This is a genomic window from Paenibacillus sp. P5_B5 (assembly GCF_056400365.1).
Window position 1 is genome coordinate 40,779 of record NZ_JBFULK010000004.1, and the last position, 18,852, is coordinate 59,630.

An 18,852-nucleotide genomic window follows, 5' to 3' on the forward strand; every position below is an offset into this window, starting at 1 on the left:
TTTATAGGAGGAATGAACAATGGCTGGAGAATGGTCTGCATTAGGAATGATCGAAACAAAAGGATTAGTTGGTGCGGTTGAAGCTGCAGATGCAATGGTCAAGGCAGCAAATGTCAAATTAGTGGGTAAAGTGCATGTGGGTGGCGGGTTAGTTACGGTGATGGTTAGAGGTGATGTTGGAGCTGTTAAGGCAGCAACAGATTCTGGCGCTGCAGCTGCTGAGAAGGTTGGCGAGCTGGTCTCTGTACATGTGATTCCTCGTCCGCATTCTGATATTGAACATATTTTGCCTAAATTAGAGGAATAAAAGGCTGTTATGGGAGTTATTACGGAAACTATGCTGCGCTCCATGCTTGTCAAAGGAATTCCGAATCCCTATCCGATTACCCCACATCAGGTTATTACACCAGCTGCAGCTGATTTCCTGAGATATCGGGGAATCAAGATCGTGGAAACACAAGAGAAACGAACTTATGCATCAATACCTGTAGGCGTGTCCAATCGACATGTACATCTGACTACGCTTCATATTGATCAGTTATTTGGTCAGGGACATTCGCTAACACCACTTCGTGAATTATCCCAGGTGGGACAATTTGCAGCTACAGAAACAGTTAATTTGATTGGTCCTAAAGGTCAAATACAGCGTGTTCGTGTTCTTGGTCCTGCACGTTCACATTCACAGGTAGAAATAACGAAGACGGATGGCTATCAGCTTGGTGTGCATCCGCTCATACGTTTATCAGGGGATATTGAACATACCCCAGGTATTAAGCTCGTCGGTCCGGCTGGAGCTGTAACCCTAGATCATGGTGTGATTATTGCCAAATGTCATGTACATATGTCTCCGGTGGAAGCTGCTCAATATGGCGTTTTGAATGGTGATGTGATTGGGCTACGAACCCATAAGTTACACACCCGTTCAATCCTTTACTCGAATGTGATAGTAAGGGTGAACGAGCGGTTTACGCTCGATTTTCATATCGATATGGATGAGGCTAATGCTGGAGATCTTGTGACGGGAGACTTGGTGGAATGGGTTTAGCCTGAGAGGAGACATTACATGGATCTGGATCTGGATAAGACAATCGAAGCGATCGTGCTTGAGCTGCTTCAGACATATCAGAGAGCTTCACTGCCATCCGTTAAAGTGCTCTATGTGCTTGATGATAGCTTTGTAGCAGAGAGCTTCTCAGATCAGTGGATTGATTTACATAACCATGGGATCTCGTATGATATTCTCACACTTGATGGTGAAACTTCCGGCTGGCTAGGAAAACACTGCATTGAGTGTACGCGTACTGGTGGCAAGTGTATTGCGATAGATGAATTCGCACCTGCACCACTTGAATTGCCTAAATCCTATGATGCGATTATCATACCAGAACTTGATTTAGACACAGCCTCAAGAGTTATTCACGGTATGAAAGGTAGCGTTAAGGCTGAACTTATTTACGCAGCCATTCTGCTAAATAAGTATGTTCTAGTTGCTCAGGATTCGACGGGTATTAAGCGCTCTGACAGACGCACCTTACAGACGTTAACTCTGCCAGCTGCATATGGTCGTCGTTATAAGCAGACTTTAGACGATCTGCAAGAGCTGGGAGTTGCATTAAGCAACACTCATTTATTAGCGAAGCAATTAATTGCTTATTATAAGCCAGATGCTCCTCAAGCTGAACGCGTAGATGATCGGCAAACTACTGAACATATAGAACAGGAGCAAGATAAAGAACGTGTTGAACAGAAGCAACCATATAGAAGTAAATTACTAACTTCAGAATGGGTTCGCAAATTCATTCTAGAAGCTGGGAACCGTTCACTACCAGTTGCAAAAGGGACAATTATTACAGCATTAGCAGCTGATTTAATGAAGGAAAAGGGTGTTACCCTCCAAGTTATAGAGTGAGGTGATTGGAATGTTCCTTGGCAAAGTAGTTGGCAGTGTATGGGCAACACAGAAGGAAGTGGGAATGGAGAATGTTAAGCTGCTCATCATTCAGCCACTTGATTTTAAGAGTGAAGAACAAGGGAGCACGGTAATTGCAGCTGATCGAATTGGTGCAGGAAGCGGAGAGAAGGTGATTGTATCAAGAGGTAATCCTGCGAGAATATTGTTCGATAATCGCAGCGTACCGATCGATGCTATTGTCGTTGGAATTGTAGATGCTTATGAGCTGTGTGTAGAAGCTGTGGCAAGGGAGGGATAGAGAAGATGGATGATCAGAAGCAACGCGTCGTACAAGAATACGTTCCAGGTAAACAAGTTACCCTTGCGCATGTGATCGCTAATCCTGACCCTTTACTATACACAAAGCTAGGACTTCATGAAGCGGGTGCAATCGGCATCTTAACCTTAACGCCTACTGAAACCTCGATCATTGCAGCAGATATCGCAACCAAAGCTGCGCATATCCAGCTTGGATATTTGGACCGTTTCACAGGTTCACTTGTTATAACGGGTGATGTAGCTGCTGTCGAAATGGCGTTAGAAGCAATTAACAGCTTTCTTACTACGAAGCTTAAATATACACCAGCCTTGCTGACGAGATCTTGATATGAATGGGAAAATCATGATTATCGGCTCTGTTGGAGCAGGTAAATCCACGCTGTTACAGGCTCTATTTGATGATCCTATGCCAGCTCGCAAGACGCAAAGCTTGGAGTTTCGCGACTGGATCATTGATACACCTGGTGAGTATACAGAGAATCCGATGTATTATCGTTCGCTTATGGCTACCTCCTTTGAAGCGAAGCTACTGATCATGGCGCAGGATGCAACTCGGAATCGTCCGTTCTTTCCTCCAGGCTTCTCAGTAGGATTTCCGATTCCTGCAATTGGTATCATCACTAAAATTGATCATCCGAAAGCTGATATAGAGCTAGCCCAGCATTTATTAAAACAGTCTTATATAGGAGAGGAAATATGGCATGTATCAGCGTTAACCTTGCACAATGTTCAACTGCTGAAGGAGAGGCTTATGTCTTTTCTTAGTCATAAGAATGCATCAAATTAACGCCTATACTTTGCATTAGCTAGGGTGAGGAAGGAAGATCATCATGCGCGAACAATGGTTAACTAGCGTTGGGATTGATGTAGGGACCAGTACAACCAAGATGATTGTTAGCAAGCTCAAAATTGCCCGGATGTCTAGTCCATTTGCCTTACCACGTTATGAGATTGTGGAACGCAGGATTGAATATGAAAGTCCGATTATTTCAACTCCTTTACAGTCTTATAAAGAAATAGATGCTGCTCAGATTGCCTACTGGCTTGAACAACAATATCAAGAAGCGCATATCGAACGCTCAAGTGTACAGTCAGGTGCCATAATCTTTACAGGAGAGACGGCGAGCAAGACCAATGCAGAAGGAGTCTTACATCAGCTTGCGCTTGATTCAGGCTCCTTTGTTGTAGCTACAGCAGGTTGTGAATTAGAAGCTGTGCTGGCTGCCAAAGGCTCTGGTGCGGAAGCTTATTCTCAGCAAGTCAAAGAAATGGTTATCAACATGGATATTGGCGGAGGTACAGCGAATATTGCTTATTGTTATCGGGGAAAAACCTTACACACAACAACATTCCATCTTGGCGGACGACTTCTGCGACTACAGCCTGATGGCACACTTCTATATATTGCAGAGGCACTAGAGCCTTGGCTTCGCCATCATAACTACTTGATTCAAGTGGGAGATTGTCTAAGTCTGTATCAATTATCTGAGCTTGCTACTACGATGGTCCGAAGTATGCTCTCCTATTTAGCGGGTGACTATGAAGGAACCGGCAGCCTGCTGCTTGTGAAGCAACCCTCCGTAATTCCCCCTGCTTCACATCAACTAATGGTTTCAGGGGGAGTTGGATATTGGTTTAATACTCCTGGGAAGATGTCTTTAACATTAGAATATATTACCCAATTTGGTGATTTTGGCCCATTACTAGCTCATGCTTTGAAGGTTGAATGCTGCCATTATGGCTTTGAACCACTTGTTCCTTTGCAAACTGTACGCGCAACAGTGCTCGGAGCCGGGATGCAAAGTACGGAAATAAGTGGCTCGACTGTTTATATAGAGCAAGGCGTGCTTCCCATTCGGAATGTCCCTGTTGTCTCAATTGATCTATCTGAATCAGCGTTAGCGTTATCGCCTTTTCATAAGAATGAGAGGGAGCATAATACAGAAGAGCTTATAGATGCTGCCTTTAGACAAGCGGCTGCTTTATATTCAGCTACAACCACATTTGCAATCGCAATAACAGGTCTTAAATCATGTACCTATGCTAATTTGCAACAATTATCCGCACTACTTGTCTCCACTTATCTCCAATACTTCTCTCCTAATGGAAAGCTAATTGTAATTTGTGAGAATGATATGGCCAAAGCACTTGGGCAGTCTCTTCATTTACGCTGCTTAGGTCAGCCCTCAATTGTCTGTATTGATCAAATATCTACTCAGCATGGAGATTATGTTGATTTAGGTGAACCCATCAAAGGAACCACTATACCAGTGATCGTCAAAACCTTAGCTTTCTAGGTTATAAGAGTGTTCTAGTAATTTTCACATGTGAGGAGGTGATGATTTGAATACGAATGTAACCCTGCTTGGTAGAACGTATCAATTTCGTCATCTGAAGGAAATAATGGCCAAAGCCAATGAAGAGAAGTCTGGCGATCAGCTTGCGGGGATTGCAGCCTCAGATGCAAGTGAGCGAATGGCAGCCAAAGCCGTGCTTGCTGACCTTACGCTAGCAGATATTCGCAATGAGCCTTTGTTGCCTCCTGAAGAAGATGAGGTATCAAGGGTGATTGAACAACAGGTTAATGAAAAAATGTATGCAGAAATACGCAATTGGTCCATTGCTGAGCTTCGTGAGTATTTGCTAAGACCAGATACCGGTCTAACCCAAATTAAACGTATTAGCCGAGGGTTAACAAGTGAAATGATTGCTGCAGTGACGAAGCTCATGAGTAATCTGGACTTAATTCAGGCAGCTGCCAAAATCGAGGTAACAACCCACTGTAATCATACTGTTGGGCAAAAGGGTGTCCTGTCTGGGCGCGCTCAGCCAAATCATCCGACAGATGATTTACTTGGGATTAAAGCAGCCTTATTTGAAGCTCTGAGCTATGGCATTGGGGATGCTGTGATAGGAATCAATCCAGTTATTGATACAACAGACAGTGTACGCGAAATTATGAAAATGACTAAAGATGTTATGCAGACCTGGAATATACCGACCCAGAACTGTGTACTTGCACATGTGACAACGCAGATGAGAGCCATACGGCAAGGCGGGCCCGCTGATTTGATTTTTCAGAGCTTAGCAGGTACGGAAATGGGGAATAAGGCATTTGGCATTCATACGAGGCTGCTTGATGAAGCGGATGAACTGATTCGGACAGAAGGAACTGCCGCAGGGCCCAATTGCTGGTATTTTGAGACGGGGCAAGGCTCTGAGCTTTCTGCTGAAGCACATTACGACATTGATCAAGTAACGCTTGAAGCGAGATGCTATGGGCTAGCACGTAAGTATAAGCCTTTCTTAGTGAATACGGTCGTTGGTTTTATAGGTCCTGAATATTTGTACGATAGCAAGCAAGTGATGCGCGCAGGACTTGAAGATCACTTCATGGGGAAGCTTCATCTGCTTCCTATGGGAGTAGATGTCTGTTATACGAATCATATGAAAGCAGATCAGAATGATATGGATAATTTGTCCGTACTATTAGCTTCAGCAGGCGTCAACTATTTGATCGGTGTAGCAATGGCTGATGATTGTATGCTCAATTATCAATCTACAAGTTTTCATGACATTGCAACGCTCAGAGATGTTATGAACCTGCGTCCTGCACCTGATTTTGAACGATGGCTAGAGAAGCAAGGATTGATGGAGAATGGCAAATTAACCGCAATAGCAGGTGATCCAACATTTTTCATGTAGGAGGAGCTACGAATGAATGAATCCCTAATTGCACTAGATCAGCTTGTCGATCAGGTAATGGAAGAGCTGAGGAAGCAGATTCCTATTCAGGAGCACAGTCAAGTTAAGATGCCGGAAGCTTTACAAGATCGAGATTCAAGTTCAAGTCCACTCCCAAATCCAAATACAGTTAATAGGGGCAATTATGAAAATGAAGTCTCTTCAATTCGATCAAGCCATATTCCATCACCTAAATGGCATGCAGGAATGGATGAACTGCTAGCAAGTACACCTTCCAGAATTGGCGTTTGGCGTACGGGTACAAGACCACTCACGAGGACATTACTATCACTTCGGAATGATCATGCTGCAGCAATTGATGCTGTTTATAGTGAAGTATCAACTGCACTCATCGAAGAATTCGAGCTCTGTTTGGTTGAGACGAACTACGAGAATATAGAAACCTTTCTTCGAAGACCGGATAAAGGTCGCATCATTACAGATGTAGGTGTGGATCGAATAAAGCAGCGATGCAGGAATAAACCGCAGGTGCAAATTGTAATTGCAGACGGGTTAAGTGCCAATGCGATTACGAGTAATTTAAAAGATGTATACCCCTCCCTACTAAACTCGCTACAGGTTCATGGATTAACGGTTGGAACTCCCCTGTTTGTGAAAGGCGGACGTGTCGGTTGTATGAATCATATTGGGGACATATTACAGCCAGAAGTACTTGTGATGCTCATTGGTGAGCGGCCTGGACTTGTTTCATCTGAGTCAATGAGTGCTTACATGTGCTATCGTCCACAGCAAAGCACCGTTGAGTCGGATCGCAATGTGATTTCCAACATTCATCGTGGTGGAACGCCTCCAATTGAAGCAGGTGCACATATTGGCACAGTCCTTCAGATGATGCTAGAGCAGCGAACAAGTGGAGTCAAGCTAGTAATGTAAGCTGATGAGCTAAGAGGAGGTGAGGAATAAATGAATTTGTTTATTGGAATTGTTTTAGTGCTTATTACTTGTGGTGTGACGTTAGGAATTGGAGCAATTGCCAGCAAAAATATACGTAATTATGATGAAAAACATCATGAAAACTTCTTAAAGTAGCTGCTGAATGAGCCGAAATTTGAGGAGGGATAATATGAGTCACAATTTGAACGACCAGCGATTGACGGATAAGAAGGATTTAAATCGTTTTGGTTATGCACAAGAGCTGTTACGAAGTATGGGTGGCTTCTCGAACTTTGCTATATCGTTCTCTGTAATTTCAATCTTAACTGGAGCAGTCTCCCTTTATGGGCATGGGTTATTGTATGGCGGGCCAGGTATGATGGGCTTTGGGTGGCCCCTTGTGGCTTTATTCGTCATATTGGTAGCTGCTTCGATGGCTGAACTTGCATCGGCTATACCGACTGCTGGAGCCTTGTATCACTGGGCATCGCTGCTTGGTAACAAACGTTGGGGCTGGTATACGGCATGGATCAACCTAATTGGAGAGATCGGGATTGTTGCAGGGATTGATTATTCTGTTGCTCTATTCGCTGATCCACTGCTCGCATCGGTATTTGGCTATGCTTCAACAGATACTTCCGTACTAATCGTGTTTGCTGTAATCTTACTCAGTCATGGTATTTTGAATCATGTCGGGATTAAAATTGTAGCGCTATTTAACGATATTTCAGCCTGGTATCACATTGCGATCGTTGGCGTTCTGGTCGTCAGTTTAGCCTTTTTCACTAACGGTGGACTTCAGCCTGTTGAATACATATTCCAAGTGGGTCAATCCTTCTCAGATAAGCCTTATGCATTTGCATTCCTAATTGGGTTACTACAGGCACAATGGACATTCACTGGATATGATGCATCAGCTCATACAATTGAAGAAACAATTAATCCAAGAATTCGAGCGCCTTGGGGGATTTTTACATCCGTCGCCTATTCCTTCGTATTCGGGTTCATCATGCTCGTGTTCGTTACTTTATCGATTAAAGACGCAGGAACAGCTGCTGGAGAAAGTAATGCATTCATTTATATTATCACGCAAGCACTTGGCGGAACTTTCGGTTCGGTCATCTTGTGGCTTGTTACACTAGCGATGTGGTTCTGTGGGTTATCATCGATTACTTCCTTCTCGCGAATGATGTATGCGTTCTCCAGGGATAAAGGGATGCCGTTTAGTAAACACTGGGCTGCTATTTCCAAGAAATATCGGACACCAGCCAAAGCGATTTGGCTCGCTGTTATTCTATCTTTTATCTTAGCAGCGATTGATTATGTTATGCGATTAATTAATCCGGATAATACGGTGGGAACCATCGTGTTTATGACAGCGATCAGTGTGGTTGGGTTATACGTAGCATATGGAATTCCCGTATTATTGCGCTTGTTCGCGCAAGCAAGAGGCAAGTTCCAGCCTAAGCATTTGGGACCATGGAATTTAGGCCGATATGGACGAACAATCAATGTCTTAGCCTTGCTGTGGATCGTGTTTATTAGTGTGTTGATGGTTATTCCTCCGAACCAGAATGCAGGGTATGCATTAATCGTCATGATGATTGTACTCATTCTGATGGATGTGCTTTATTACAACAAGCATTTCCAAGGACCACAAGCAGCACTTCAAACATCGATGCAAGACATTCTTAAACGGGAAAAAGAACTCGGAGAGTAGTACGGTTTGTCATATGCTTGACAAGCATGCTTAACAAGCGGAAGAACAACTATATAAACATAATAAACAAGCTTAATTAAATGTTAATAAAGGCACTGGATTTAGGTGGAACATAACCTAATTTCAGTGCCTTCGTATGTAGTGTTTAAGAAGTACCTTCTAATATTTATTCAATGAATATGCCTTCTAAATATTTGTTGAGAAAAATCCCCTTCGGATCAAGCTCTTTTCTTATTCTAGTGAATTCTTGCCATTTCGGATAGCGTTCTGCTAATTGACTAGCCTTCAGCGTATGTAATTTGCCCCAATGAGGACGTCCTTCATATTTAAGGAAGATATCTTCCAAAGCTTTAAAATAGGCTTCATGAGGCATGCCTTTGTACATATGAGCAGCAATGTAGGCAGAGTCTCGGCCATATGCAGGGCTTAGCCACATATCATCCCCTTTTACATAACGGCACTCCAGTGGGAAATGAACTGCAAACTGGTTCTTCTCAATACAGGCGCGAACTTCTTCAAGTGCTGCTTGCATATGTTGTGCGGGAATGTTGTATTCCATCTCGTTGAATTTAACAAATCGTGGTGTGGCAAACATTTGATGACTGTGCCCAATTTGCTTCATAACCGGCGCAGCTTTAGCGGATAATCGACTAACTGAACGAGATAGTTTAGGTATTAATCGACTACACTCAGACATAACCCAGAAGGCGCCATTCTCAAGGACAACCTTATTAAAATTGTTCCAAAGACTGCTCTTACTTGGTTCGTCATCCGTTAAATTCATGAGCTTCACTTGTACGTCATCACTATAAGGGAATAGGAAGAACTCAAAATGCCGGTTATTCTGACATAAGTGATCTAACTGACTCATACATTCGTCAAACTTCATTCGTTTGCTTTCAAAATCCATACGCCAAGCGGGCACAACACGTAATTTAACTTGTACAACTACACCTAGTGAACCTAGCGAAACTTGCATCGCTTTAAATAATTCAGGATTATTCTGTTCATCACATTCCACAATGGATCCATCAGCTGTGACAGCTGTTATCCCGGCAACTTGTGTTGCTACACTGCCAAAATAAATGCCTGTTCCATGTGTTCCTGTACTTGCAGCGCCTGCAATGGATTGAAAATTCACATCACCTAAGTTCTCCTGTGCATAGCCGAGAGCATGTAAGGATTCGCCAAGTAGCTTAAGCTTCGTACCTGCCCATACTTGTGCAATGAGCTTCTCTTGATCCATATGCTGTATGCCTTGCATTTCGTCCAGTGATATCAGGGTAGCATCTGTAGGTACGAGCGCAGTGAATGAATGACCTGAGCCTACAATTCGAACCTTGGTATTCTGCTCATAGCTCTGTTTGACAACTTCTGAAACTTCGTTGATGCTAGCCGGATATACAATTTTGTGAGGGGTACTTGAAGAACTACCTGACCAATTGCTCCATACTTTACCACTTACTTGTTTCATAGAAAACACTGCCCTTCACCACGATAGGTTGTTGTTTTGCTAATTACATTTCCTTGTGAATACATGTGCAATTCTGTAAATCGTTCACATAGCTCACCGGCTTTGCTGTGCCGCATAAATATGGGATCGCCAAGCTGTAAAGTCTCAGATCCATTGTACTTAATAGGCGTTTGCACTTCTCCTGCCCCCTCCATAGACAGCAGCTTAGCACCTGAGGGTAAGTAGGGTTTAGGCTGTTTGTCCATTGCGATTGCTCCAGAGGCTGTATATCCACCACCTAGGCAAGTGTAGATGTCTGCTTTGGGCTTGCGAACGATTTCAATGGCATAGCCTGCTGCAGGTTGAAAATGATAGTTGTTGTAATAATCGAATAATACGGGTGCATAAAAAGCGGAACCTACTGTCACTTCAGTAACCACAGCTTCTGAACATGTACTGTTCAGACTTCCGCTACCTCCTCCGTTAACTACTCGTGGGGTGATGCCTTTGGATTGAAGCGTATGTAAGAGTTCTGCTCGAAAGTGAGTTAATTGGTTAATGGATTTATGCTTCAGAAATCGAATGAGTTGATTTCGAAGCTTGGTACTCGGATTCGCATCCCCGACCCCAGCAATTTGTGCTTCATATCCCATAATACCGTCTAGTGTGACGAAGGAGGATCCAGCTATACGCTCTGCAAGCTTCACTCCCTCAGCAACTGAACGAACCGGTGATCGCCATACCCCAAAATGTAGCCCGAAGAAATCCATTGATAAATCAAGATCTATACAGAGTGGAATCTTACATCTTGATTGTTGTGCGATTCTCTCGATATGTTCTACATGCTCTACTGAATCAACCATTAGCGTAATTTGAATGCCTTCATTGACTTTATGAGCGATCTTCTTAATAGCTTCGGGATCCCAAATGGGATAGCCAAGTAATAAGTCGTCAAAGCCATGTTCTGCAAGAAATAATGCTTCAGCAGCGGTATAACACATGACGCCTATAAATCTTGAATCGGAGTCTAGAATTCTCCGAAGTATTTCACGAGAACGAATTGATTTGCTAGCAACGCGAATTTGCTTAGAACCAGAGAGTGTGAGTACTTGCTGTATGTTCTGCTCAAGCAGGTCGAGATTAAGGAAGGCAAACGGTCTCGGAATATCTGCGAAAGAACTCCTATATTCGGCATAACTGGTCATTATTCAATATACCTCCATCATGAAAGCTGGAAAATCTTTCTCCATATTTTAACATGGAATAGTTTTACAGAGTAGATTGATTTTCATGAGATGATTCCAATTATCAGCTGGCCTATGTCATAATGGGTTTATCGATTACTGTGATGTTTATGAGAGGGGAAATAGAAGTGAGAGAAGTCGTAACGATCCATCCAAATCAATTCATACAGGTGCGAGTGCCGCTGCCATTTCCACTACGCTGGGTAAATGCGTATGTGCTGAAGGGAAAGAACGGGTATACGGTGATTGACCCTGGTTTACATACGCAGGAAGCAGAAGAGGTGTGGAACACAGCATTTCATGAGCTGGGTATTGGGTACGATCAGGTAGAACAGATCGTATTAACGCATTACCATCCCGATCACTACGGGATGGCTGGCTGGTTCCAGGAGCGCACAGGTGGTGCACCGGTTCTCCTATCGGAGACCGGATCACGCCTCGCTGCGCTCCTATGGGGGCCAGAGCAGCCGATGACACAGCTGCTCTGTGACAACTTCACGCAGCATGGGCTACCGCCGGAGCTGCGTCATGAGACGACGAACCACATGGATGAGTTCGTCGGGCTCGTGTCGCCGCAGCCGGCGCAGACAATCATTGCTGCGGGTGATATGGTGCGCCTCGGGGACCGGATGTACGAAGCAATTGAAACCCCCGGCCATGCTGCGGGGCATCTATGCTTCTATGACCGCGAGGCACGAGAAATCTTATGCGGTGATCACGTGTTACCGCAGATATCCCCTAACGTCAGCTATTTACCTGGAGCTGAAGAGAATCCGTTGCAAGCTTACTTAAGCTCGCTTGAGGAAATCAGCACCCTCCCGGTGGATATGGCTTATCCTGGTCACCGGGAGCCGTTCGAGAAGTTCGGCGAGCGCGCAATTGAACTTATTGCACATCATCAAGAACGCCTTGGAGTGATGGTGGAGCATGTGCGTACACCGATGACGGCATATGAGTTGTGCAGAGCTGTCTTTGGCTTTAGACTTACGACCCATCAACTTCGTTTTGCACTATCAGAGACAATTGCTCATCTCGTATACCTTGAGAGTGAAGGGCGAGTTACGAAGTTCGAGGAAGAAGGCATTCTGAAGTATCAATCTTAATGATCAAACTTAATGATCAAACTTAAGAGACAGTTCAGTGGCCATGCATAACCACTTTGAAACAACTCTTTCCATTACTGCGTATATACCATCAAAGGAGTTGATATCATGGGCTTTTTTATATTTCTGTTTGTTGCACTTAGTTTAATTAATATCATCTTTCCTAGGTTTGGATGGTACATACGTTATGGATGGAAGATAAAAGATGATAACGTAGAGCCAAGTGATGCTTATCTACTGATGACGCGTATTGGCTCTACTATTGTATTGGTCTTATTCTTAATCATTATTTCGAGTTGGTAGAAAGGATTAAGCTCCTCTTTACCTCCCAGCGCGCAATTGAACTCATTGCACATCATCAAGAACGCCTTGGGGTGATGGTGGAGCATGTGCGTACTCCGATAACAGCATAATAAAACCAACCAATATCAACAAGAGTGCATTACTCTTAGATATTGGTTGTTTATTATTTACTGTCTATTTCTTGTTATTTATTATTTGGGGCCCAACACCAAAATCAGTCCTTGAAAAATTGTAATGTTGCCGTTAGATTACCGCTGCGTGGACGGATTGTCCTTACGATCGCTGTTGCCCCCAGATTTCTTGATCGTATACCGCTTATAGCGGTAGAAATCCGGTGGCAAAGCATAAGCTTACGAAGTAGTTTTCCTTCGGAAAACTTGTAGGCGAACGCTTCGCTTCTCCAGGACAATTCCGTCCCCTCCGCTATGGGTCTGCATATGGTTCTGTCTTGAGCAAGCGCTGATTATGATTTAGAGCCTAATTTGTTATTTACTATTGATCTTGTTCTTCATTTTCTGCTTGCTTACGATGTGCAATACGCGAACTCGCTGCAGCAGCAATTGCGCCTACGATATCATCGAGGAAGGTGTGAATTTCTCCTGTGCTCTTGTCGTTCAAGCGGTTTAGAATACCTGGCTTTAATTTATCGATGTAGCCGTAATTTGTTAAGCCGATGGTGCCGTATACATTAACGATTGCGAGTGACATGATTTCGTCTATTCCATATAAACCTTCATCGTGTGCAATCATTTCTTGCAATACGGGCTCTAGCATGCCTTTCTCTGCAAGTACATCCAGCTGGATACCAGTGATTACGGCATTCTGAACTTCTCGCTTAACGAGAACGCTCTCGACACTTTCAATGCATTGCTGTAGGGTCAAACCAGGATAATATTGAGATTGTAAAAAAAGAGTCAACTCCGCGATTTCTTCGATCGTAACACCACGATCTTTAAGCATTTGCTTTGCAGCCGCAGCTACTTTTTTACTATTCAAACTATATTCCATGTAATGGCCTCCTCCAGAATAATAACATTTAATTGGTTTACCTGAGTCACTATTTTGTCACTCGTACGATTCATTCTCATAATTGTACAAGCAATGGACTTAATTGGCAAAATTAGCACCAAAGATTAACAATTTAGTTGAATCGATGATAATTAGCACTTGTCTTGTTATTTGGACAAATAGTAAGCATATATTGGACAAATCCTCTGTATACATGTAATACCGCAATTTAAAGGAGGAGTTAGAAACATGAAATACGGAAAGTGGTTCCGCAGTACAATTATAATCGGCGCTATCGTTTTACTGATGTCAGGATGCTCCTTAATTGGTCTTGGTGACTCCCAAGGCTCCAAACAAATTGATCCTCCTCCAGTTGGCTCAATTGAGGAAGTAACGGCGAATGCAAACGACGATCATATACCAGTTGAGCCTCAAGCAGTTCTTCAAGGCATGGAGGAGAGAACCATTTATGCAAAGGATGCCTATGGTTTGGTAGCTCCTGTTACCTTGAGTTTGCCTAAAACAGAAGCTCCTGCTCAGAAAGTTCTCGAATATATGGTGGCTAAAGGTCCTGCCAGCAAGCAATTGCCTAAAGGCTTCACAGCTCTCCTACCAGCTGGTACCAAGGTCTTAGGTATGAGTATCGTTAAAGATAAACTAGCGATTATTGATTTATCCAAGGAACTGCTTCAATACGATCAGGCTGATGAGCGTAAAATGCTGGAAGGACTGACTTGGGCATTAACTACATTCGATTCTATCGATCAAGTACAGCTTCGCGTAGAGGGTAAAGAGTTAACGGAAATGCCGAAGAATAGGACACCGTTAGATGGAGCTTTAAGCCGGGCAATGGGTATTAATGTTGAGAAGCAGCCTGAAGTTAGTTTTGGACAATCCACATCAGTTACCTTGTACTTCATGAGTGGTAACGAGACAGATTATAAATATTATGTACCAGTTACACGACATATTAAACAGACGGATCAAGTGGCAGAAGCTGTAATGGATCAATTAATCAAAGGACCAATGAGTCGTCAGTCCTTGACATCCCCTATCAATAAATCAACGCAAGTGTTAAATCTTAACCCTGCAGAAGATTTGATTACAGTCAATTTAGCTGGAATGCTCAGTGAAAATCAGAAGGTATCAAGTGAAGCGCTTAATTCAGTCGTCCTTTCACTTACCGAGAATACAGGTACATCGACTAAGGTGCAAATAATGATTGATGGTAACTTGAAGTTTACTTCCACAGACAGTACGAATTATTCCAAGCCTGTAACAAGGCCTACACATTTAAACCCTGTGAAGATGTAATAATTGCTGAAAATAGTGTAACCATAATGAAGGGATCCATGAATCGATCCTTGGAAGCTCCATTAATGGAGCTTTCTTGTTTTTCTAATCCTAAAGTCCGTTCTGCTAATTTCGTGCTTTTCGGAATGTACTTTGCTACAATAGGATGGGAAAAAGAGAAGAATAACTAAAGTGATGTAAGCTTTGTTTAGAAAATGGAGGAAAGACAGATGCGATTAGATGGCAGACAAGCAAACGAACTAAGGGCGATGACAATTACGCCAAATTATATTAAGCATGCCGAAGGCTCCGTGTTGATCGAGGTTGGGGAAACCAAAGTCATTTGCACAGCTTCAGTTGAAGAGCGAGTACCACCTTTCATGAAGGGCCAAGGTAAGGGCTGGGTTACAGCCGAGTACTCCATGCTGCCGCGAGCAACACAGGTGCGTAATCAACGTGAAGCTGCAAGAGGCAAACTTGGTGGGCGGACAATGGAAATTCAACGATTAATAGGACGTGCGCTGCGCTCGGTTGTTAGTCTGGAATCACTAGGTGAACGTTCCATTACACTTGATTGCGATGTTATTCAAGCGGATGGAGGCACACGTACAACTTCAATTACAGGTGCATTTGTAGCGATGGCGCTGGCGATGAACAAGCTTGTTAAAGATGGCAAATTAAAAGAGATTCCGATTACAGATTTTATCGCTTCAGTATCTGTTGGCGTTGTAAATGATAAAGCGTATCTGGATTTAAAATATGAAGAAGATTCATCAGCTAAGGTGGATATGAACGTTGTTATGACCGGTACGGGCAAGTTTGTCGAGCTTCAAGGAACGGGAGAAGAGTCTCCATTCACGCATGATGAGCTTGATAGTTTGATTAAGCTAGCTCAATTAGGAATTGAACAAATGGTTGCAGCACAGGAGAAAGCACTAGGCGAAGAAATTTGTGCCCGCATTGGGAAGAAACGGACGAACTAAATGAATTCGTTAGGGAATATTGTCATTATAGCTACGCATAATCAAGGTAAAGTACGTGAATTTACAGAATGGTTTCAGAAGTTTGGGACTACTGTAAAATCACTTGCAGACTACGAGGATATGCCTGATATCGTGGAGGATGGCGACACCTTTGCGGCTAATGCCTTAATCAAGGCTCAAATTATCGCGAAGCATTTGCAGCTTCCCGTACTAGCCGATGATTCGGGTCTGTGCGTCGATGCGCTGGGTGGTGCTCCTGGCGTGTATTCCGCCAGATATGCAGGCGAGCACTCTAGCGATGCCGACAACAACGCCAAGCTCCTACGAGAGCTTGGCGCACTGAATGGCGCTGCGAATGGCAGCAGCGCATCAGCTCAGTCAGCGCCTGGCGCAGCCGGCGCTGATGCACCAGCGCTGCTTAGCGCGGCACACTTTATGTGCGCGCTTGCGCTGGTTGATCCGCTTCGAGGCGTCACGCTCGAAGCAGAGGGCCGTTGCCCTGGCTATATCATAGCCGGGCCACAGGGAGCTGGCGGGTTCGGTTACGACCCGCTCTTCTACATACCGAAGTTCGGCCGCACCATGGCCGAACTTCCGCTAGAGCTAAAGAACGAGGTCTCGCATCGTGCATTAGCACTTCAACTTTTTTTTGAATTGCATGGAGATAAGCTAAACTAAATGATTTATAATCAAAGTTCTATAATCAAGGTTCCGTAATCAAAGTTTCATAATCACAAGAAGCTTCCTATCCACTCTAAACGGTGGTTTAGGAAGCTTCTGTGATTATATTTGGAACTCTCCATAACTTTCTACCGCTTTAAGCTGTATACGATCAAGAAATCCTATACGATCAAGCACAGATTTTGGTGTTGAGCCTTTATTGCCATCGACTATTTTATAGATACCTTATATTTTCTCAGCCAAGTGTCGACTTGGATTAAATAAGCGAACATTTGCGGCCCATTCATTAGCTGACCGAACCAAGGCAGGTTGAACTGAGCTGCATCTGAATTAGCGAGGGTGAGTATTTTGTCACGATTAATGAAAGGAAGAAGAGGTGATGAGGAATCGTTTAGAATCTCCAGAACTTCACTTCGTACAGCAGCTAAATAATTCGGATTATGTGTTTTAGGATAAGGACTTTTTTTGCGAGTAAGGACATCATCTGGTAGCACACCTTTCAGCGCTTTGCGGAGGATTCCTTTCTCTCTATCACCAGCTGTTTTAATTTCCCAAGGTATATTCCACACATATTCTACGAGTCGATGATCGCAGAAAGGTACACGGACCTCGAGACCTACAGCCATGCTCATGCGGTCCTTACGATCAAGCAAGGTGGGCATGAATCGCGTAATGTTTAAATATGACATTTGCCGCATTTGCATTTGCTCAGGTGTCTCTCCTGCTAAATGAGGAACTTCATCAATGGCTTGTTGATAACGCTGGCTTACATACTCTTCAGGACGAATGTGTGCAGTTAAGTCCGGAGAAAGTAAATCAACACGCGCATTAAGGGAGAGTGACCAAGGAAATGTCTTAGCTGTAAGTGCTTCTTCCCGGTGGAACCATGGATATCCCCCAAAAATCTCATCTGCAGCTTCACCAGACACAGCAACAGTAGTTAGTTTTTTGATTTCTCGGCAAAATAAATAAAGAGATCCATCAACATCAGCCATTCCCGGCGTATCTCGTGCATAGACTGCTGTTTTAAGTGATTCAACTAATTCAGGCGTATCGAATTTCACATCATGATGATTAGTAGCAAGAAATTCTGTCATTCGCTTTATCCACGGAGCATCCGCATTAGGCTGAAAGGTATTTGCTTTAAAGTATTTATCATTATCTAAATAATCAACTGAAAAGGTTTGCAGTATACCGCGGTTTGATTCACGAAAGTGATTTGCAGCAAATGTAGTAAGCGCGGAGGAGTCTAGGCCACCTGACAAAAGTGTACTTATAGGAACATCGGATACTAATTGTCTCTCAGTTGTATCTTTTAAAATCTCATAAATCTTTAATGCAGTTTGGTCGATTGATTCGTAATGTGGTTTACTGATTAACTTCCAATAATTACGTATGGACAATCCGGTGTGATCATATACCATAAAGTGCCCAGGTTTTAATTCAGACATATGCCGATAAATACCTTGACCTGGGGTACGGGCAGGCCCAAGCGAGAATATTTCAGCAAGTCCCTCACCATCAACCTCAGTGGGGAAATCAGGGTGGGCAAGGATAGCTTTAGGCTCGGAGCCAAATAAAAAAACCTCATTATAAAGCGCATAAAAAAGCGGCTTTACCCCAAGCCGATCACGTGCCAAAAAGAGATTTTGGTTCGTATCATCCCACACTGCAAATGCGAAAATTCCATTTAATCGTTCTAAACAATCTTTACCCCATTCGACATAAGCGAGTAATAATACTTCAGTGTCACAGGTCGTTCTAAACTGATGGCCTCGTTCTTCTAATTGTTTCTGGAGTTCTAGCGCATTATATAACTCACCGTTATAAACGATTGTATATAGATGATCACCGAATCTTCGAATCATAGGTTGAGCACCGTTCTCAGGGTCAATAACGCTTAATCGTCTGTGTCCTAACGCACAGTGACGCGAAATCCAAGTGCCAGATGCATCTGGTCCGCGATTAATTAGCGTTTCCGTCATGTTTTCTAAAATTAAGGGGAATCCAGTTAAATCTTTACGCCAATCAATAAAGCCTGTTATGCCGCACATTGCTCATCAACTCCTTCTCTTAGCCCTAGGATAAGCCTTGTATCGACAAGAGCATTTCGTGATATCAAAATATGCTTTTGCCCGTATGAAAATGTCTGTCCTTGGGAAAGTCGGGCTTGGGCTTTGTTTTTGTCTTACTTTT

General features: G+C 43.4%; 21 protein-coding genes. 16 read left to right on the forward strand and 5 right to left on the reverse strand.

Annotation, left to right across the window (positions count from 1 at the left end; all coding sequences use genetic code 11):
• Positions 1 to 19: 19 nt before the first annotated feature.
• The 11 genes from eutM to AC1DOK_RS06705 are packed head-to-tail and all read left to right on the forward strand — an operon-like array spanning position 20 to position 8,588.
• Positions 20 to 307, forward strand: a complete 288-nt coding sequence (gene eutM / locus AC1DOK_RS06655; protein WP_477553464.1) for an ethanolamine utilization microcompartment protein EutM — start codon at positions 20 to 22, stop codon at positions 305 to 307.
• 9 nt (positions 308 to 316) lie between these two features.
• Complete coding sequence (gene pduL, locus AC1DOK_RS06660) at positions 317 to 1,045, forward strand: phosphate propanoyltransferase (RefSeq protein ID WP_477553465.1); 729 nt, start codon at positions 317 to 319, stop codon at positions 1,043 to 1,045.
• An 18-nt stretch (positions 1,046 to 1,063) separates the two neighbouring features.
• Positions 1,064 to 1,909, forward strand: a complete 846-nt coding sequence (locus AC1DOK_RS06665) for a hypothetical protein (protein ID WP_477553466.1) — start codon at positions 1,064 to 1,066, stop codon at positions 1,907 to 1,909.
• 10 nt (positions 1,910 to 1,919) lie between these two features.
• Positions 1,920 to 2,210, forward strand: coding sequence for a EutN/CcmL family microcompartment protein (locus AC1DOK_RS06670; RefSeq protein WP_477553467.1), 291 nt, complete (start codon positions 1,920 to 1,922; stop codon positions 2,208 to 2,210).
• 5 nt (positions 2,211 to 2,215) lie between these two features.
• Positions 2,216 to 2,557 (forward strand): ethanolamine utilization microcompartment protein EutS, encoded by a 342-nt coding sequence (eutS, locus tag AC1DOK_RS06675; protein ID WP_477553468.1) that lies wholly within the window; start codon positions 2,216 to 2,218, stop codon positions 2,555 to 2,557.
• A gap of 1 nt (position 2,558) precedes the next feature.
• On the forward strand, positions 2,559 to 3,017 hold the full coding sequence (locus AC1DOK_RS06680) for a EutP/PduV family microcompartment system protein (protein WP_477553469.1): 459 nt from the start codon (positions 2,559 to 2,561) through the stop codon (positions 3,015 to 3,017).
• A gap of 43 nt (positions 3,018 to 3,060) precedes the next feature.
• Positions 3,061 to 4,527: an ethanolamine ammonia-lyase reactivating factor EutA gene (locus AC1DOK_RS06685; RefSeq protein ID WP_477553470.1), complete on the forward strand. Its 1,467-nt coding sequence runs from the start codon at positions 3,061 to 3,063 to the stop codon at positions 4,525 to 4,527.
• 46 nt (positions 4,528 to 4,573) lie between these two features.
• Positions 4,574 to 5,935, forward strand: a complete 1,362-nt coding sequence (locus AC1DOK_RS06690; RefSeq protein WP_477553471.1) for an ethanolamine ammonia-lyase subunit EutB — start codon at positions 4,574 to 4,576, stop codon at positions 5,933 to 5,935.
• Positions 5,936 to 5,947: 12 nt separating this feature from the next.
• A complete protein-coding gene (eutC, locus tag AC1DOK_RS06695) occupies positions 5,948 to 6,868 on the forward strand; it encodes an ethanolamine ammonia-lyase subunit EutC (protein ID WP_477553472.1) in 921 nt (306 codons plus the stop codon).
• 30 nt (positions 6,869 to 6,898) lie between these two features.
• A complete protein-coding gene (locus tag AC1DOK_RS06700; RefSeq protein WP_477553473.1) occupies positions 6,899 to 7,024 on the forward strand; it encodes a hypothetical protein in 126 nt (41 codons plus the stop codon).
• Between the two features lie 34 nt (positions 7,025 to 7,058).
• Positions 7,059 to 8,588, forward strand: a complete 1,530-nt coding sequence (locus AC1DOK_RS06705) for an amino acid permease (RefSeq protein WP_477553474.1) — start codon at positions 7,059 to 7,061, stop codon at positions 8,586 to 8,588.
• A 166-nt stretch (positions 8,589 to 8,754) separates the two neighbouring features.
• Here AC1DOK_RS06705 and AC1DOK_RS06710 read toward each other — a convergent pair whose 3' ends face one another.
• Together AC1DOK_RS06710 and AC1DOK_RS06715 are read right to left on the reverse strand one after the other, a co-directional pair.
• Positions 8,755 to 10,062: a D-arabinono-1,4-lactone oxidase gene (locus AC1DOK_RS06710; protein WP_477553475.1), complete on the reverse strand. Its 1,308-nt coding sequence runs from the start codon at positions 10,060 to 10,062 to the stop codon at positions 8,755 to 8,757.
• The gene (locus tag AC1DOK_RS06715; protein ID WP_477553476.1) at positions 10,059 to 11,246 is read right to left on the reverse strand and encodes an amino acid deaminase/aldolase; all 1,188 of its coding nucleotides are present in this window, start codon (positions 11,244 to 11,246) and stop codon (positions 10,059 to 10,061) included. Before AC1DOK_RS06715 ends, AC1DOK_RS06710 begins: the two co-directional genes overlap by 4 nt.
• A gap of 149 nt (positions 11,247 to 11,395) precedes the next feature.
• Here AC1DOK_RS06715 and AC1DOK_RS06720 point away from each other — a divergent pair, with 149 nt between their 5' ends.
• Positions 11,396 to 12,388 (forward strand): MBL fold metallo-hydrolase, encoded by a 993-nt coding sequence (locus tag AC1DOK_RS06720; RefSeq protein WP_477553695.1) that lies wholly within the window; start codon positions 11,396 to 11,398, stop codon positions 12,386 to 12,388.
• Between the two features lie 108 nt (positions 12,389 to 12,496).
• Complete coding sequence (locus AC1DOK_RS06725) at positions 12,497 to 12,691, forward strand: DUF6199 family natural product biosynthesis protein (protein ID WP_477553477.1); 195 nt, start codon at positions 12,497 to 12,499, stop codon at positions 12,689 to 12,691.
• Positions 12,692 to 12,905: 214 nt separating this feature from the next.
• Here AC1DOK_RS06725 and AC1DOK_RS06730 read toward each other — a convergent pair whose 3' ends face one another.
• Both AC1DOK_RS06730 and AC1DOK_RS06735 read right to left on the reverse strand, forming a co-directional pair.
• A complete protein-coding gene (locus AC1DOK_RS06730; protein WP_477553478.1) occupies positions 12,906 to 13,100 on the reverse strand; it encodes a hypothetical protein in 195 nt (64 codons plus the stop codon).
• Positions 13,101 to 13,183: 83 nt separating this feature from the next.
• Positions 13,184 to 13,699, reverse strand: coding sequence for a phosphatidylglycerophosphatase A family protein (locus tag AC1DOK_RS06735; RefSeq protein ID WP_477553479.1), 516 nt, complete (start codon positions 13,697 to 13,699; stop codon positions 13,184 to 13,186).
• A gap of 249 nt (positions 13,700 to 13,948) precedes the next feature.
• Between AC1DOK_RS06735 and AC1DOK_RS06740 the strand changes: the two genes are divergently transcribed.
• The 3 genes from AC1DOK_RS06740 to AC1DOK_RS06750 all read left to right on the forward strand — a co-directional run bounded on the left by AC1DOK_RS06740 (position 13,949) and on the right by AC1DOK_RS06750 (position 16,653).
• Entirely contained in the window at positions 13,949 to 15,013 is a 1,065-nt protein-coding gene (locus AC1DOK_RS06740) for a GerMN domain-containing protein (RefSeq protein ID WP_477553480.1), read from the forward strand.
• 209 nt (positions 15,014 to 15,222) lie between these two features.
• A complete protein-coding gene (gene rph, locus AC1DOK_RS06745) occupies positions 15,223 to 15,975 on the forward strand; it encodes a ribonuclease PH (protein WP_477553481.1) in 753 nt (250 codons plus the stop codon).
• A complete protein-coding gene (locus AC1DOK_RS06750) occupies positions 15,976 to 16,653 on the forward strand; it encodes a non-canonical purine NTP pyrophosphatase (protein WP_477553482.1) in 678 nt (225 codons plus the stop codon).
• A 212-nt stretch (positions 16,654 to 16,865) separates the two neighbouring features.
• On the opposite strand, the gene asnB is transcribed toward AC1DOK_RS06750, so the two are convergent.
• On the reverse strand, positions 16,866 to 18,710 hold the full coding sequence (asnB, locus tag AC1DOK_RS06755; RefSeq protein WP_477553483.1) for an asparagine synthase (glutamine-hydrolyzing): 1,845 nt from the start codon (positions 18,708 to 18,710) through the stop codon (positions 16,866 to 16,868).
• Positions 18,711 to 18,852: the final 142 nt, after the last annotated feature.